15 protein-coding genes are annotated in these 15,709 nt (G+C 32.6%); 5 read left to right on the forward strand and 10 right to left on the reverse strand.

The window, feature by feature from the left end; genetic code table 11:
• The 4 genes from aqpZ to ACH2BG_RS09080 all read left to right on the forward strand — a co-directional run.
• On the forward strand, positions 1 to 620 hold a 620-nt coding region (aqpZ, locus tag ACH2BG_RS09065), incomplete at its 5' end, for an aquaporin Z (RefSeq protein WP_395047372.1).
• 63 nt (positions 621 to 683) lie between these two features.
• A complete protein-coding gene (locus tag ACH2BG_RS09070; RefSeq protein ID WP_395047373.1) occupies positions 684 to 1,283 on the forward strand; it encodes an alpha-ketoglutarate-dependent dioxygenase AlkB family protein in 600 nt (199 codons plus the stop codon).
• A gap of 32 nt (positions 1,284 to 1,315) precedes the next feature.
• Positions 1,316 to 2,152: a sterol desaturase family protein gene (locus ACH2BG_RS09075; protein WP_395047374.1), complete on the forward strand. Its 837-nt coding sequence runs from the start codon at positions 1,316 to 1,318 to the stop codon at positions 2,150 to 2,152.
• Positions 2,153 to 2,242: 90 nt separating this feature from the next.
• Positions 2,243 to 2,521 carry a TIGR03643 family protein gene (locus ACH2BG_RS09080; protein WP_395047375.1) on the forward strand — a complete coding sequence of 93 codons (279 nt, stop codon included), beginning with the start codon at positions 2,243 to 2,245 and terminating at the stop codon, positions 2,519 to 2,521.
• Between the two features lie 62 nt (positions 2,522 to 2,583).
• On the opposite strand, the gene ACH2BG_RS09085 is transcribed toward ACH2BG_RS09080, so the two are convergent.
• From ACH2BG_RS09085 to ACH2BG_RS09115, 7 genes are all read right to left on the reverse strand, one after another.
• A complete protein-coding gene (locus tag ACH2BG_RS09085) occupies positions 2,584 to 2,991 on the reverse strand; it encodes a cytochrome C (protein WP_395047376.1) in 408 nt (135 codons plus the stop codon).
• A 6-nt stretch (positions 2,992 to 2,997) separates the two neighbouring features.
• Positions 2,998 to 3,252 carry a hypothetical protein gene (locus tag ACH2BG_RS09090; protein WP_395047377.1) on the reverse strand — a complete coding sequence of 85 codons (255 nt, stop codon included), beginning with the start codon at positions 3,250 to 3,252 and terminating at the stop codon, positions 2,998 to 3,000.
• Between the two features lie 2 nt (positions 3,253 to 3,254).
• Positions 3,255 to 4,268 (reverse strand): cytochrome c, encoded by a 1,014-nt coding sequence (locus ACH2BG_RS09095; RefSeq protein ID WP_395047378.1) that lies wholly within the window; start codon positions 4,266 to 4,268, stop codon positions 3,255 to 3,257.
• 10 nt (positions 4,269 to 4,278) lie between these two features.
• Complete coding sequence (locus tag ACH2BG_RS09100) at positions 4,279 to 6,420, reverse strand: cbb3-type cytochrome c oxidase subunit I (RefSeq protein ID WP_395047379.1); 2,142 nt, start codon at positions 6,418 to 6,420, stop codon at positions 4,279 to 4,281.
• 47 nt (positions 6,421 to 6,467) lie between these two features.
• Positions 6,468 to 6,902 carry an RrF2 family transcriptional regulator gene (locus ACH2BG_RS09105; RefSeq protein ID WP_395047380.1) on the reverse strand — a complete coding sequence of 145 codons (435 nt, stop codon included), beginning with the start codon at positions 6,900 to 6,902 and terminating at the stop codon, positions 6,468 to 6,470.
• Positions 6,903 to 7,031: 129 nt separating this feature from the next.
• Positions 7,032 to 9,296: an aconitate hydratase gene (locus tag ACH2BG_RS09110; protein ID WP_395047381.1), complete on the reverse strand. Its 2,265-nt coding sequence runs from the start codon at positions 9,294 to 9,296 to the stop codon at positions 7,032 to 7,034.
• Positions 9,297 to 9,480: 184 nt separating this feature from the next.
• Positions 9,481 to 10,599: an acyltransferase family protein gene (locus ACH2BG_RS09115; RefSeq protein WP_395047382.1), complete on the reverse strand. Its 1,119-nt coding sequence runs from the start codon at positions 10,597 to 10,599 to the stop codon at positions 9,481 to 9,483.
• Between the two features lie 111 nt (positions 10,600 to 10,710).
• On the opposite strand from ACH2BG_RS09115, the gene ACH2BG_RS09120 reads away from it, so the two are divergent.
• Positions 10,711 to 11,841 carry a hypothetical protein gene (locus ACH2BG_RS09120; RefSeq protein WP_395047383.1) on the forward strand — a complete coding sequence of 377 codons (1,131 nt, stop codon included), beginning with the start codon at positions 10,711 to 10,713 and terminating at the stop codon, positions 11,839 to 11,841.
• A 455-nt stretch (positions 11,842 to 12,296) separates the two neighbouring features.
• Here the strand turns inward: ACH2BG_RS09120 and ACH2BG_RS09125 are convergent, their stop codons facing one another.
• The 3 genes from ACH2BG_RS09125 to ACH2BG_RS09135 all read right to left on the reverse strand — a co-directional run bounded on the left by ACH2BG_RS09125 (position 12,297) and on the right by ACH2BG_RS09135 (position 15,607).
• Positions 12,297 to 13,037, reverse strand: a complete 741-nt coding sequence (locus ACH2BG_RS09125) for an SDR family NAD(P)-dependent oxidoreductase (protein ID WP_395047384.1) — start codon at positions 13,035 to 13,037, stop codon at positions 12,297 to 12,299.
• Positions 13,038 to 13,051: 14 nt separating this feature from the next.
• On the reverse strand, positions 13,052 to 14,005 hold the full coding sequence (locus ACH2BG_RS09130; RefSeq protein ID WP_395047385.1) for an AAA family ATPase: 954 nt from the start codon (positions 14,003 to 14,005) through the stop codon (positions 13,052 to 13,054).
• A gap of 243 nt (positions 14,006 to 14,248) precedes the next feature.
• Positions 14,249 to 15,607, reverse strand: coding sequence for a peptidylprolyl isomerase (locus ACH2BG_RS09135; RefSeq protein WP_395047386.1), 1,359 nt, complete (start codon positions 15,605 to 15,607; stop codon positions 14,249 to 14,251).
• Positions 15,608 to 15,709 lie beyond the last annotated feature (102 nt).

Below are 15,709 nucleotides of genomic sequence, written 5' to 3' on the forward strand. Positions count from 1 at the left end.
CTGATTTGGGAATTGGTTTCATGGGAGTTTCTCTAGCTTTTGGACTTACAGTCTTAACAATGGCGTATGCTGTTGGACATATTTCTGGAGGACATTTTAATCCAGCGGTTTCGATAGGATTATGGGCTGGCGGAAGATTTCCAGCTAAAGATTTACCTTCTTATATTGGAGCACAATGTGTTGGAGCAATTGCTGCTGCTGCAACTTTATACACAATTTTAATAGGAAAACCTGGTTTTGCTATAAACAATACTAAAGCTGGTGCTTTTGCATCGAACGGATTTGGTGCTTTTTCTCCAGATGGTTATAATATAGAATCGGCATTTTTAGCAGAATTTATATTAACTATGCTTTTTGTAATCATCATTTTGGGAGCAACTGATAAATTAGCTGAAGGAAAATTTGCAGGAATCGCAATTGGTTTAGCATTAACCTTAATCCATTTAATAAGTATTCCTATTACAAACACATCGGTAAATCCTGCACGTTCTTTATCGCAAGCCATTTTTGCGGGCGGAGAACCATTAACCCAAGTTTGGTTGTTTTGGTTAGCACCAATTGTAGGAGCTATTTTTGGCGGATTTGTATACAAAGCTTTACTTGAGAAAAAAGACGCATAATCTTTTGAAAATATTTAATACAAAAGCGATGGGAATTTCTATCGCTTTTTTTATTTTTGAAATATGAACTCTCTATTTCCTGAAGAAAAAATTACATTCAACTTGACCGATGCCGAAATCGAATATTATCCCGATTTTTTTTCTTTGGTAAAAGCCAATGAACTTTTTCTAAAACTTAAAAATGAAATTCCTTGGCAACAGGACAATATAACTGTTTATGGAAAAACCCATGCACAACCTAGACTAACTGCACTTTTTGGCAATGAAGGAAAACCTTACGGATATTCAAACATTGTGATGCAACCTCATCATTGGTCACCATTAATTGTATTTATAAAAGAAGAAGTTGAAAAAGTTTGTAATGAAAACTTTACCACCGTTTTATTAAATAATTATAGAAATGGTCAAGATAGTAATGGTTGGCATGCCGATAACGAAAAGGAATTGGGACGAAATCCTATAATTGCTTCGATAAGTTTTGGAGCCGAAAGGATTTTTCAGCTCAAACACAACACGCTCGAACTGAAACAAAATATCGTTTTACAGCACGGAAGTTTATTAATAATGAAAGGTACAACCCAGCATTTTTGGAAACATCAAATTCCCAAAACAAAAAAAGAAATTGAACCTAGAATAAATCTAACTTTTAGAATTATCAAATAGATTTTTTATTAAATTTGATAAAATATTTCCCCATGAATGAAATTGTAGCCTATTTTCAGAATATTCCTTCTACTCATAGAAGTTTTCTAATCGTTGGTGGCATTACGCTTTTTTGGATTATCGAAAATGGATTTCCACTTTTTAAATTCAAATATAACAAATGGCAACATGCTAGTATCAACATTTTTTTTACTCTTACTACTATTGTTGTCAATTTTACTTTGGCAATAATCTTGTACAAAAGTTCAGTTTGGGTTACCGAAAATAATTTTGGGATTTTACATTGGTTGTCTATCAAATCTCTATTATTACAAGCCATAATTGGTTTGTTATTAATGGATTTAATTGGTGCTTACACTGCGCATTGGGTTCAACATAAAACGAAAATTCTGTGGCGTTTTCACCTCATTCATCACACAGATACTTGGATCGATACAACCACAGCAAACAGACATCATCCTGGAGAAAGTGTGATTCGATTTTTATTTACAACCTTAGCAATCATCATTGTTGGCGCTCCAATATGGTTGTTCTTTTTGTACCAATCTTTATCTGTTTTCTTATCACAGTTTAATCATGCAAACATAACTTTACCTGAAAAACTAGATAATTTTATTAGCTATTTTATTGTTTCACCTAATATGCATAAAGTGCATCATCATTATGTTTTGCCTTATACTGATAGCAATTATGGTAATATTTTTTCTGTTTGGGACAGGTTATTTGGTACTTTTTTAGCCCTTCCAATGAGCGAAATTATTTATGGAGTTGATACACATATGAGCTCAGATGAACACAATAAACTATCTAGTTTATTGAAAATTCCTTTCAAATCGCACAAGACATTTATATCGGAATTAAAAAAATGAAAATAATTTTCAAATCTTAGTTTTTTTTGATTAATATTGGAATAGAATTTGTAACCATTTAAAAAAGTAAACTGAATTGTTTTTAAAATAATGAAAAAAAGTAAAAGCATAGAATTGAGTTGGGAAGAAACTCAAAAAATAATCACATTAGCAAATGAGGAAAGAAATCCTTTCGAAATCATAAAGAAAGAACTTGGCATAGAAGAAAAACAAGTACTGGAAATTATGAAGAAAAAGTTGCCTGCTGACAAATTTGAAATTTGGAAAAAGAAAGCCAATGCTGGTAAACCAAAGCCAAAACAAATTAAAATTGATGAATTTGATGATGATTTAGATGGTAAATACTACATAAAAAATAAATTTGACTAAACCATAGAAGGCTGTTCACGAACAGCCTTTTTTTATATATAAACTTATAATTTGTAAAGGCTTTACAAACTCATATTCATTGCTGTAACCGCATAATAAATTGCCCAACCTATAAAACCTACAATTACAACCCAAAGCCATGCTGGAATAGAATGAGGTGTTTCACTTCCTTCAATCAGAAATTGTTTTTGATCGCCTTTGCCGTAAGCATTTATCATTATTGGGATTATCCCATCTACAATTTCGTTTTCTTTGATGCCTTCAATGGCTATTGCAGGACCATTTCTTACCTTGAACGGAATGCTACGTATGCCTTCTTTACCGTTTGGATCTTTGCTCACAATTTTTAAAATATGATCGCCATCGACTAATTTTGTTGTATCTAATTCAAAATTTATTGGTACCAAAAATTCTCCATAAGGTTTTTGATTGTCGTCTAAAAATAAGATTACAGAACTTTTATTGCTCATAATTGTTTATTTTAAAATTGAATATTTGATATGATCTGTATTTTTTTCTCCAGGTTCAATTAACCATTTTAGAGAATAAAACAATGTGATTAATGCAATGATTATGGTAAACCAAATACTAATATAATCCCAATTGCTTTCTGGTCCAGCACCATGAACAATACCACGCAAAACTTTTGGTTGGTTGCGCTCACAAACCGGACAAGCAAATACTGCGATTTGAAATAACATTAGAGATAGAAATGTGATTAATTTTTTCATTTTTACTGATTTGTTGCAGAAACTTTAATTTTTATAAAATCTATGATTTTTTTAATTTCTTCAGGTGTTACTTTTTTGCCTTTATTTCCCCAAGAACTTCTTTCGTAATTGATGATGGCTGCCACTTCATTTTCGGTCAGATTCATATTGGTTCCAACGCCAGCCATAACACCAAATTCCGGTCTTGCATCATAGCCATTCATAATAATATCTACATACAATTCGAGGTTTTCTCCTTCAACAACAGGACTTCCTTTTAGTGATGGAAATGCACCTTTTAATCCTTCTCCATTCACTTGATGACAAGCTGCACAATTGGCTTCGTATAAAGATTTTCCGTTTACAGACTCTCCTTCTTTAGAATTTTTAGTATCAACAACTTCTTTTTTATACAAAAACTCCGCTGGCATTGTTCCGCTTGGCAAAGGTGTTTGTTTTAACGATTGTATGTAAGCAACCAATTGTAAAGCTTCTTTTGTAGCGACAACTTTACCAGTTTTTCCATTCAGAAATTGTTCTGGCATGCTAACTACAACATCTGTTTTTGAAGGAACTGCTTTTATTTCAAAAAGCCATTTATAAGCAGGCATAATTGATTGTGGCACAACCGACCTTGGATTGAATAAGTGCATTAAATTCCAATCTTTGCTGGGCTGACGATTGCCAACATCAGTTAAATCTGGTCCAGTTCTTTCGGTTCCCATTAGTGTTGCGGTGTTTTGCCAAATGCTGGTTCGTCCAATATTGGCATAATCTGAAGCCATTCCTGGTCGGCTTCCAAACATTTTATCCATTTCTACATTACGCACTTGTTGCGAGTGACAACCTACGCAACCTTCAGCTATATAAATTAATTTTCCCGCTTTTGCATCGCCAGAAAGAGGCTTGGTTCCAGGTAATGGTAAATTATTATATTGATTGTCAAAAGCTGGCATTACTACAACTATGTACGTTAGGAAAGCAAACAAAAGTCCAGCAATTGGATACAGTTTTCTGTGGTCATTAAATATATTCATCTGTATAAATTTATTTTGTTTGAGATTCTAATATTTTAAATGCTTCATCTTTTACATCAATTTCGGATACTTCTTTTATTGTCATTTTATAAAAATTAAAAGCAAAAACCAAATGCGAAATAAACATCAAACTACCTCCAATGGCGCGCCATAACCAATAATCAAACATTAAAACTACACTATCAATAAATGGCTTTCCGTCCATCCACATTAAACCTCTCAAAGTAGCACCAACCGATAGTGGAATAGCATAAAACAGTAGTCCTATAAATGCTAACCAAAAATGTGCCCCAACCAAATGTTGCGGTGGTTCTTTGCCAGTCAATCTTGGAATAACAACATAAAATCCGCCCCAAAGTGCAAAAGTGATAATGCCATAAAATCCTAAATGTGCGTGAGCTACGGTAAAATCAGTAAAATGCCAAATTAAGTTGGTAAACTTAAATGCTTCGGCTGTTCCTTGCATGGAAACAATAAAATAATAAACGACTGCAACTAAGAAAAACGGTAAGGTATAACTGGTAGTCACTTTGTGCCATTGTCCTTTAAAAGTCATAGTAAAATTTATTGTTGCTGCAACAACAGGAATAATCATACCCGCACTTCCAACGATTGCAACAGTTTGCAACCACCAAGGCAAAGGCGCAAATACAAAATGATGTGTTCCAATGATGGTATAAAAAATAATTTGTGTCCAAAATGCTAAAATCCCTAAACTATAAGCATAAATAGGTTTGTTTATTTGCTGGGGAATAAAATAATACAATAACCCCAAAGTGTATAAAGTAAACCACATTCCAACACCCGAGTGCATAAAATAACCTTGTACAATGGTTTCGCTCACACCATCTTGCCAAAAAGGCAAATAAGCTGTTAGAGCAACAATTATTGTAAAAATAAGTGCCGAAACGATATACCAATTGGAAATGTAAATTTCTTTGGTAGTTCGCTTGGCAACCGTCATAATAAAATTGGCAAGTGTAAGAATTAATGCCACAGCAAAAAGCGCCATTACTGGCCAAATATATTCTCTAAATTCGCCACCACCATTATTGATTCCTGACATTAAATCCAATGAACCCAAAATCACCATCAAATTGGTAAGAACCAATGCAATCCAACCCCATTTTACGCTATAGATTTTGGTATTACTCACAATTGGAACTACATAATAGCCCAAGCCAATCATTGCAATTGATGCCCATCCCCAAAAAACAATATTGGTGTGTACAGGTCGCAATCGCCCGAAACTTAACCAACTAGAGTGATCGATATCAGGTGCAATAAATTTTATTCCTAAATATTCCCCAATTCCTGTACCAACTACCAACCAAAAAACTGCACAACCAAAATACCATAAAATAAGTTTGGCAATATTGGGTTCTAAACTAGGTTTTTGAACGGCTTTCTTTTTTAATGCGGTAAAATGCACTTCGTGTTTATCACTTATATTGTGTAATAACCCAATAGAATCTTCTGCATTTTCTTGACCTGAAAGTTCGGTATTGGTTAAGTTAAAATCTAAAGCCGATTTGCGTTTTTGAAGTTGCTCTTCTAAATCATGGTCGTCAATATTTTGAAGATGTTCTGCAAACTTTTCTGCATCGACAGCTTTTGATTTATTAAAATAGGTTTTCAACGCATTGTTTGATTTAATCATTGCAAAGGCAACTCCTAATAAAACTGGTAATAATGTAAGAATAATAACGATAATTATTCCTGGTTGTGAAAAGAAATTTTCTTTTTGTTCATTGAAGTTTTGAGCAAACAAACCTGTACTTGACAAAAATAATATCGATAAAATTATTGTTGTTTTTTTGCCGTGGCAAGAACCGTTTCCTTTGCAATCACCACAACATTTTTTAGATTTTAGTTTCATATATTGATTGATTTGTTTTGCATTTAAATTTTTTAAGTAATCTTGAAAATGATTATCCGATGATTGTTTATTTTCTGAAACTTGCTTTCTAAATTTGTAATATAAACTTCCAATAAAAACAAGTATCGGAATTATTAAAACACCGAATAAAATCCAAGCCCCAAGCTTGCCATCATCGTCTGATATCATGTTATTTGCATTTTTAGCAGTAGCCATTTTGGAAAACAGTAATAATCCCAATAAAACGATTTGTGTTTTTTTATCTAATTTCATATTTATATATATTAATATCTTTTTATCTTTTATTGTATTAAAAAAACCTAACTATTCTTCAAGAAAAATTTTCCCGAATCTAATTTTTCATTAAAATCGCCAATGGTATTATCTTCAATCATTTTTATAAAATTCCTTTTTATTTCTTTGAATTCATTGTGAACTGGACAGGGATTTTTTTCGGAACAAGCTTTCAAACCTAAAACACAATCCTTATATAATCCGTCGCCGTCTATTGCTTTTACGATATCTGCAATAGAAACTTTCAAATTAAATTTATCCATATAAAATCCCCCATTTGGACCTTTTACAGAATTTATTAATTTTTTCTTCCCTAATTCTTGCAAAATTTTTGCAATAAAATGTTCTGGTGCGTCAATACCTTTGGCAACTTCCTTTACACCTACTCGCAACTCGTCTTTCGATTTTTGAGCCACAAATATCATTGCTTTGATTGCGTACTCACAAGATTTTGAAAACATTGATTTATAAATTTATGGTACAAATGTAAAAAAATATTTTAAATATAAAAAGAGTTTTTTATCTTTTTATATTTAAATAAAAAACGCCTCAAGTTTCCTCGAGGCGTTTTTTATTTAAATATATTGCAATTACGCTTTTCCAGCAGCAATTAAGTTTAATGCAGAACCTGCTACAAACCAACCAATTTGGCTATCGTTATAAGTATGATTTGCTAAAATGATATCTTTTGTACCGTCAGCGTGAACGAATTCTAAGGTTAATGGTTTTCCTGGAGCAAAATCAACTAAATCTGTAAAGTTAATTGTGTCATCTTCTTGGATTTTGTCATAATCTGCTTCGTTAGCAAATGTAAGACCCAACATTCCTTGTTTTTTCAAATTCGTTTCGTGAATACGGGCGAATGATTTAACCAAAACCGCTTTTACACCTAAAAATCTTGGTTCCATTGCTGCATGCTCTCTCGAAGAACCTTCACCATAATTTTGATCACCCACAACAACTGAAGAAATTCCAGCCGCTTTATAAGCTCTTGCAACTCCAGGAACTGTATCGTAATTTCCTGTCAATTGATTTTTAACTTTATTAGCTTCTTTATTGAAAGCATTTTCAGCACCAATTAACATATTGTTAGAAATATTATCTAAGTGACCACGGAAACGCAACCAAGGTCCAGCCATAGAAATATGGTCAGTAGTACATTTTCCGAAAGCTTTGATTAATAATTTAGCACCCATAATATTTTTTCCGTCCCAAGCAGCAAAGGGAGCTAGCAGCTGCAAACGGTCTGATGTTTCAGAAACTGCAACTTGTACTTTACTTCCATCTTCTGCTGGCGCTTGAAAACCTGCATCTTCTACATCAAATCCTTTCGATGGTAATTCGTCGCCTTTTGGAGGTAATAATTTTACCATTTCACCATTATCATTTAATAATGTATCTGTTAATGGATTAAAATCTAAACGCCCCGAAATAGCCAATGCTGCTACCATTTCTGGTGAAGTTACAAAAGCGTGTGTATTTGGATTACCGTCGGCTCTTTTAGAAAAGTTACGGTTGAAAGAGTGAACGATTGTGTTTTTCTCTCCTTTATCTGCTCCTGCTCTATCCCATTGTCCGATACATGGTCCGCAAGCATTTGTAAATACTTTGGTTCCCATTTTCTCGAAAGTTGCGATGATTCCATCTCTTTCTATTGTATAACGAATTTGTTCAGAACCTGGATTGATTCCGAATTCTGCTTTTGGCGAAATTCCGTGCGCTACCGCTTGTTCTACAATAGAAGCTGCACGTGACATATCTTCGTAAGAAGAGTTGGTACAAGAACCTATTAGCCCCCATTCAACTTTTATTGGCCAACCATTTGCAGCTGCTTCTTCTTTCATTTTAGAAACCGGCGTTCCTCTATCTGGTGTAAAAGGTCCGTTGATATATGGCTCTAATTCAGATAAATTAATTTCTATAACTTGGTCGAAATATTCGTTTGGATTAGCATAAACTGCTGCATCTCCAGTTAAATAATCTGCAACTTTATCGGCAGCATTTACTACGTCTTGACGGCCCGTTGCTGCTAAATATCTTCTCATCGAATCATCGTAACCAAAGGTTGAAGTCGTTGCTCCAATTTCGGCACCCATATTACAAATTGTACCTTTTCCAGTACATGACATATTTATTGCACCTTCACCAAAATATTCAACAACAGCTCCAGTTCCACCTTTTACAGTAAGAATATCCGCAACTCTTAAAATAACATCTTTTGGAGATGACCAACCGTTTAATTTTCCTGTTAGTTTTACTCCGATAAGTTTCGGAAATTTTAATTCCCAAGACATTCCAGACATTACATCTACTGCATCAGCACCACCAACTCCAATAGCTAGCATTCCTAATCCACCAGCATTTACTGTATGAGAATCGGTACCAATCATCATTCCTCCAGGAAATGCATAATTTTCTAAAACAATTTGATGAATAATTCCTGATCCTGGTTTCCAGAAACCAATTCCGTATTTATTTGATACCGAAGAAAGAAAATCGAAAACCTCTTTAGATTGTGAGTTAGCAAAAGCTAAATCTGTTTTCGCACCATCTTTTGCTTGAATTAAGTGATCACAATGCACTGTTGTTGGCACAGCAACTTTACTTTTTCCTGCGTGCATGAATTGTAATAATGCCATTTGTGCTGTTGCATCTTGACAAGCGACTCTATCTGGAGCAAAATCTACATAATCTGTTCCTCTCGTAAAAACACTAGAAGGTGTTCCGTCCCAAAGGTGAGCATATAAAATCTTTTCTGTTAATGTAAGCGGACGACCAACTAACTCACGTGCTTTATCAACACGGGAAGCCATATTTGCGTACATTTTTTCAATCATTTCAATATCAAAAGCCATAATTTTATGTTTATTCGGTTTATTGTTTAACTCAGTATTTGCGATGCGAATTTACGAAAATGATACATTATTAAAAAATATTTAAAGGAATATATTAATCGATTGCAATAATTTATGAAAAGCTGCTTTTTGCGTTGTTATTATTATCAAAAATGAATTATTGGGAATTAATTTTAAACAATTCTTAATTCTTATCTCGCAAATTCATGATTGGTTTTTCGAAAAATCGATATAAAATATAGGCAAATAAGAATGTAATTCCGAAATAAATGAACAAAATTAAACTCGTTGGTAATTGATACGAAAACTGATTGAGTACATATTTAAAAACCACAACCACAATGCTATAATGAATTAAATATACTGCATAAGACGTTTTGCTTATAAACCTAACACTCCCAGAAAACAAAGATTGTGAACTCTTCCAGAGAATAAAATAAGGCAATACCAAAAAGAAAATCATTGACGAAAGCGTAAAATAGAAAACTAAAAAATATACTGGAGAAGATATAATATCGACTCCTAAAACATTTAAAACAACAAATTGTAAGACAAACAAATGCGCTGCTAAAATTAGAAAATAGACTCTATATTTATCTAAAAAGTGACTATAAAATTGATGTAACCAAGCCAACAAAACACCGTAAAGTATCGTATCGAAACGGTATATCACGATAGATTTTAGGTTTGTATTCCATACTTCCATAGTAGAAATATCACTATTTTTCATATTAAAATAACGAAGAACATGCGCTAAAAGAATTAACAAAAAAATTGTAGCCAAGAACGTCCATTTTTTAGACAATTTATTTCCAAATTTTAATACCAAAAACAAACTAAAAGGTAACAAAATATAAGTCCATTCTTCGACTGACAAACTCCATGATTCAGAGAAAAAACCAATAGAATACACTTTAAAATTCTGAAAAAAGTAAAAATATTTATACCAATATTCCGAAGGATAACCTAATAAAAAAGCAATTCCTAGATTTACAAAAAGTATCAAATAATAATTGGGCAAAGTACGAAACCAGCGTCTTTTTAGGAAAACAAAAACACTTTGCAACGAAAAATCATCGGTAATATATAGTCGCAATAATATTGTTCCTATAAGATAACCACTTAATACAAAAAACAATTCGACACCTGCAAAACCTGACAATCCACTCAGTGATACCACAGTAGGATTCGAACTATCTACTAAGTAATACACATGCGAAAACAAAACCAGCAAAATAGCGAGTGCCCGAATTACATCTAATCCGAATATTCGTGTATTATTTTGTTTTTCTAATGCATTCATTTCGTTTATATTTGTTACGTTAAGTCGAAGCTCAAAAGTCTTAAAGTCGAAAGTTATTGAAGCTTTTGATTTGACTTTATGACATTTGACTTTGAAACTTTAGACTTTTTTATGCTTCTAAAATCAAAGATATACAAATATTTGGCATTTGCCTTTTTCCTTTCTAGTATGTTGGGAATTGGTACTTTTTATCTATTATCTAACCGACATAAAGCGATTGTAAAAACACTTTTCTTGCAAAAAACAGGCTTGGTTGATGGCGAATGGACTGTAAATAACGACACCAAAGAATACAAAATGCGCTCTCCAACTTTCCTGATTGATGGCATTTATAAATCGATGGAAGGACCAAAAGCATCAAGATATATTCAGCTAAATCAGACCGAAAAATTGGTTTGGATTACTGGTTTTAATGTGAAAGCAATCGACGAAAAAACCAACAAACAAATCTCGAACGATTTTGTTTGCCACATGAATGTAGATATAAATGACACGCAATATTACAGTCATTGGCAGTTAGAGGATAGAATTGGAAAACAGTATCCGAGATTAACATCATTATCGAACGGATTAGAAAATTTCGATTTTCCGAAAGGTTTTGGCGTTCCTATTATGGGAAATGATTTCCTAAATGTGACCACGCAGTCATTGAATATAAATATTCCAACTATTTTCAAAACCATAAAACACGAAGTCACCGTAAAATACGAAGATTATAACAAAACTCAAAAACCATTACTAAGCAAAACCGTATTTATTGAGTTACCATATGATAAAAAAAATCCTTATAAGTGTCCGTTAGATCCAGCCAGCAACCAGTGTATTCCTGTAGAAACAAAAAATCATAGTTATGATGATGGCAAAGGAAATATGTTATCCGGACATTGGGTAATTCCTAATGGAACAAAGGCATACAGAAGTTCGATAACGACACAGTTACAAATTAAAGATAGTTTGCGATTGCATTTTTCGGCACCACATGTGCATCCGTTTGCCACAAGTATTAGCATTTTTGACAAAACAATCAACAAGACAATTATTACTTGTAAAGTGACGAATTACAAAAACAAAATTGGATTGGCAAAAATAGAATCTTTTAGTTCCCAAACCGGAATTTGGTTATACGAAAATCACGAATATGAATTGCTTTTGAACACAAATAACACTTCAAAAATAGATCAAGATATGATGGGTAGTATGTTTTTGTTTTTTTATGATGCAGAATTAGAAAAGAAATTATAAAAAAGAATACTACTCGTACAAGTAGTATTCTGAATAAATGGTTAGTTAAGTAGAATTTAAAATTCTACTTTCTTTGCTAAGTTTTCTCTTTCTATATCTAAAATCCCATTAGATATGTATAAATCTAAAACTACTGTACTGAGTATTGTTATAATTATTCCCATGATATAAAAATTTATTTATTATTATTTTTCCTTTAATCTGAATAGTTTTTTAAATTTTTTGATATAATATGATATACGATAATTGGTTTGGTTTGGTTTTTTATATTTTATTATTATTTCATAAAATAAGAATCAAAACTTCTAAATAAAAAATTTGATTTAGTTTTGTTAAGCAAAAAACAAATTGCTCCAAAATTAAATATAGCTGAGCGCTTATAAATAATCACAGGAATGAAATAAAAAAAGTTGGTTGAATTACTAAAAAATATTTAGATTTTTTTGTACAAATTATTATCTATAATCCGAAACATTTAAAATAGCACCGTTCTGATAATTTTCCAACGAATCAATTCCGAAAATTTCTTGGCCAACAGTGTTGATCTTTACTAAGAAATTAGATTCTTTCAAATCGATAAATCGTTGTACATCGACAAAGCTTTCTGGAGAACTTTTACGAATTTGTGTTTGCATATCAGTATCGACAACACCTGGATAAATTGCTATTATTTTTGTTCCGTTAAGAATTGCTTCTTGTTCGACCGCAACTGATTTGGTCATCATATCGATAGCTGCTTTGGAAGCGCAATATAATGACCAACCGTAATAAGGTTTTGCGGCAGCACCAGATGAAATATTGATTATTTTTTTGGGACAATGCCAATTCTGAGTTTCTTTTAAAAATATAGAGGTTAGCAAAAAAGGTGTAATGGTATTGAGCTGAATAATATTTTGAATATCTGAAACCGAATTGGTTTCTAATCTTCCTATTTTGCCTAAAGTGCCCGCATTGTTTATAAAGACAATTCTTTCGACAATATCTTTATTAATCGTATTTAATATTTGAGAAAAAGCATTTTCTAAACCTTCTGTTTTACTTAAATCTAAAACAATTTGCTTCACTTCTTTGTACTCATCCAGTTGATTTAGTGTTCGAGCAATAGATATAATTTGATAGCTATTATTTTTATAAGCCGAAACAATTCCACTTCCAATGCCTTTATTTCCACCTGTAATGATTAAGATTTTTTTCATTTGTTAATGAAAATTTAAAACAATTTCTTAATAATCATTTCTTCGCTAATTCCTTCGGCATCTGCTTTGTAGTTTTTGATGATTCTGTGTCGTAAAATTCCTGTTGCAACAGCCTGTACATCTTCAATATCTGGAGAGAATTTTCCGTTGAGAGCTGCATTGGTTTTTGCAGCAAGTATTAGGTTTTGTGAAGCTCTTGGTCCTGCACCCCAATCTAAATAATTTTTTATAAATTCATTAGACAACGGATTGTCAGGTCGTGTTTTTGAAACCAAAGTTACTGCATATTCTATCACATTATCTGCTACTGGAATACGACGTATCAAATGTTGAAAATCGATAATTTCTTGTGCTGTAAATAGTGGATTTATTTTTACATCAAAATCGGCAGTGGTGCTTTTTACTACTTGAACTTCTTCTGCAAATGATGGATAATCTAATTTTATAGCAAACATAAAACGATCTAACTGTGCTTCTGGCAAAGGATATGTTCCTTCTTGCTCAATTGGGTTTTGAGTTGCTAACACAAAAAATGGTAAACTTAATTTATGCTGTTCACCAGCAATAGTAACCGATTTTTCTTGCATCGCTTCTAGCAAAGCGGCTTGTGTTTTTGGTGGTGTTCTATTTATCTCGTCTGCAAGAATTATATTAGAGAAAATTGGTCCTTTTAGGAATTTAAAATTTCTGTTTTCGTCAAGAATTTCGCTTCCTAAAATATCCGACGGCATTAAGTCCGGTGTGAACTGAATACGTTTGAAATCTAATCCCAATGCTTGTGCAATTGTATTTACCATAAGGGTTTTTGCTAATCCTGGAACTCCTACTAACAGGGCGTGTCCTCCAGAAAAAATACTCAACACGATTTGGTTTACCACTTCGTCTTGACCTACAATTATTTTAGCGATTTCTTGTTTTAGTTCTTTCTGTTTTTGAACTAGATTTTGAATGGCAGCAACATCAGACATGTTAATTATGGATTATAAATTATGAATTACGAATGTAAGCAAAAATTCTAATAATTTCTATTTTAGCCCCGATTACCTCACACTACACTTATTTTCATAAGTGTTCGGTGAACACTTCGTGTTTGAAGTGGAAATCCTTTTCTTTTTTTCTTTAGAAACCAAAAGATTGGAACGAAAAGCGGGAAACAAAAATGGCTTGGAAAAACCAAGCCATTAGCTCATTATCTAAAAAAAATAGTACGATTATTTTTTTAACCAATTGTTTGTAAAAGTACAATCACGGTATTCGTCATTTATTTTTATGTACGTTTCTTTGATTTTTTCTTCAGACCATTTTGCAATGGCTTTGATTTGTTTTTCTTTTAGCGCCAACTCTTTTAGACGTGTGTAATCTTTAGAATAATCGGCAGTGTGCTCGTCGTAGCGGTTTGTTACTGTGATTATTTTATAATATTTTCCTCCTGTACGATCCTCATCGGCGATAGGATTTGAGATTTCGTTGTCTTTTAGGTTCGTTACTTGTCCGTATAAAGTTGGATCCATTTTTGTCAATTCAAAACGTGTGTCTTGTGTTTTTGGGTTTGTCAAAATACCTCCATCGTTACGCGTTTCTTTTTCGTCGGACATGGTACGAGCCGCTTCGGTAAAGGTGATTTCTTTGTCTAAAATTCTTTTGCGAATGAGTTCTATTTTTTCTTTTGATGCTTTTAAGGCTTCGTCAGAAACTTTTGGAGAAATTACAATGTGACGCAAATCGACTTCTTGCCCTCTAATTTTTTCTAAGTAAATGATGTGATACCCAAAATCAGTTAGGAATGGCTCTGAAATTTCGCCTTCTTTTAGACTAAATGCTACGTCTTTAAATTCTTTTACAAATTGGGTTCTTCTGTCCATTTTGTAATATCCTCCGTTAGAACTTGATCCTTTATCTTCTGAATATAATACTGCTTTTCCGAAGAAACTTGAACCTTCTTGTACTTCTTTTTTAATTGCTTTTAGTTGGTCTATTACTTTTTGTTTTGCTTCTTGAGAAACGACTGGTTTAACGACGATTTGTGCTACTTCCATTTCTGCACCGAAAACGGGTAAATCTGCTTTAGGAATAGCTTTAAAAAAGTTACGAACTTCCTCTGGTGTAATAATTACTGCATCTATAACTTTCTTTTGCATTTCAGCCGTTAGTTTGTTTACCTTAATGATATCAAACAATTCGCTTCTAAAATCCTGTTCGTTAGATTTTTTGAAATACTGAATTACTTTTTCCATAGAACCCAATTGTTCTACCATATAGCTTACTTGTTCGTCTAGTTTTGAGTTTACTTCTTTGTCTTCTATAACAATACTATCCTGAACGGCTTGGTGTGCATATAATTTATCTTCTAGAAGCTTACCTAACAATTGGCAACGCGTAATATCTTTTGTATCTACTCCTTGTTGTTTAAGTTCTAGTGTTGTTTTATCTATATCTGAATCTAAAATAACATATTCTCCAACAACTGCAATCACTCCATCTATTTTTTGCTTTTTCTCTTGAGCAGAAACCCCTAACGAAATAGCTAAAAGCGCTATTATAAAACTTAACTTACTACTTATTATGTTCATTTTAAAATTATTTATTGGCATTAATTATTTTTTCATTGAAGCTTTTAATCTTTCGAAAACTTCTTGATTTACTGTTACTTTGAATTCTTTTTTTAGATCACT

The sequence above is a fragment of the Flavobacterium sp. genome (assembly GCF_043779715.1).
Classification (GTDB): domain Bacteria; phylum Bacteroidota; class Bacteroidia; order Flavobacteriales; family Flavobacteriaceae; genus Flavobacterium.

Coding starts and splice junctions, on each gene's coding strand:
- ACH2BG_RS09075 (WP_395047374.1), top strand. CDS start 1,316: ATGAATGAAATTGTAGCCTATTTTCAGAATATTCCTTCTACTCATAGA.
- ACH2BG_RS09130 (WP_395047385.1), bottom strand. CDS start 14,005: ATGTCTGATGTTGCTGCCATTCAAAATCTAGTTCAAAAACAGAAAGAA.
- ACH2BG_RS09095 (WP_395047378.1), bottom strand. CDS start 4,268: ATGAATATATTTAATGACCACAGAAAACTGTATCCAATTGCTGGACTT.
- ACH2BG_RS09070 (WP_395047373.1), top strand. CDS start 684: ATGAACTCTCTATTTCCTGAAGAAAAAATTACATTCAACTTGACCGAT.
- ACH2BG_RS09135 (WP_395047386.1), bottom strand. CDS start 15,607: ATGAACATAATAAGTAGTAAGTTAAGTTTTATAATAGCGCTTTTAGCT.
- ACH2BG_RS09120 (WP_395047383.1), top strand. CDS start 10,711: ATGCTTCTAAAATCAAAGATATACAAATATTTGGCATTTGCCTTTTTC.
- ACH2BG_RS09090 (WP_395047377.1), bottom strand. CDS start 3,252: ATGAAAAAATTAATCACATTTCTATCTCTAATGTTATTTCAAATCGCA.
- ACH2BG_RS09100 (WP_395047379.1), bottom strand. CDS start 6,420: ATGAAATTAGATAAAAAAACACAAATCGTTTTATTGGGATTATTACTG.
- ACH2BG_RS09125 (WP_395047384.1), bottom strand. CDS start 13,037: ATGAAAAAAATCTTAATCATTACAGGTGGAAATAAAGGCATTGGAAGT.
- ACH2BG_RS09105 (WP_395047380.1), bottom strand. CDS start 6,902: ATGTTTTCAAAATCTTGTGAGTACGCAATCAAAGCAATGATATTTGTG.
- ACH2BG_RS09085 (WP_395047376.1), bottom strand. CDS start 2,991: ATGAGCAATAAAAGTTCTGTAATCTTATTTTTAGACGACAATCAAAAA.
- ACH2BG_RS09115 (WP_395047382.1), bottom strand. CDS start 10,599: ATGAATGCATTAGAAAAACAAAATAATACACGAATATTCGGATTAGAT.
- ACH2BG_RS09110 (WP_395047381.1), bottom strand. CDS start 9,296: ATGGCTTTTGATATTGAAATGATTGAAAAAATGTACGCAAATATGGCT.
- ACH2BG_RS09080 (WP_395047375.1), top strand. CDS start 2,243: ATGAAAAAAAGTAAAAGCATAGAATTGAGTTGGGAAGAAACTCAAAAA.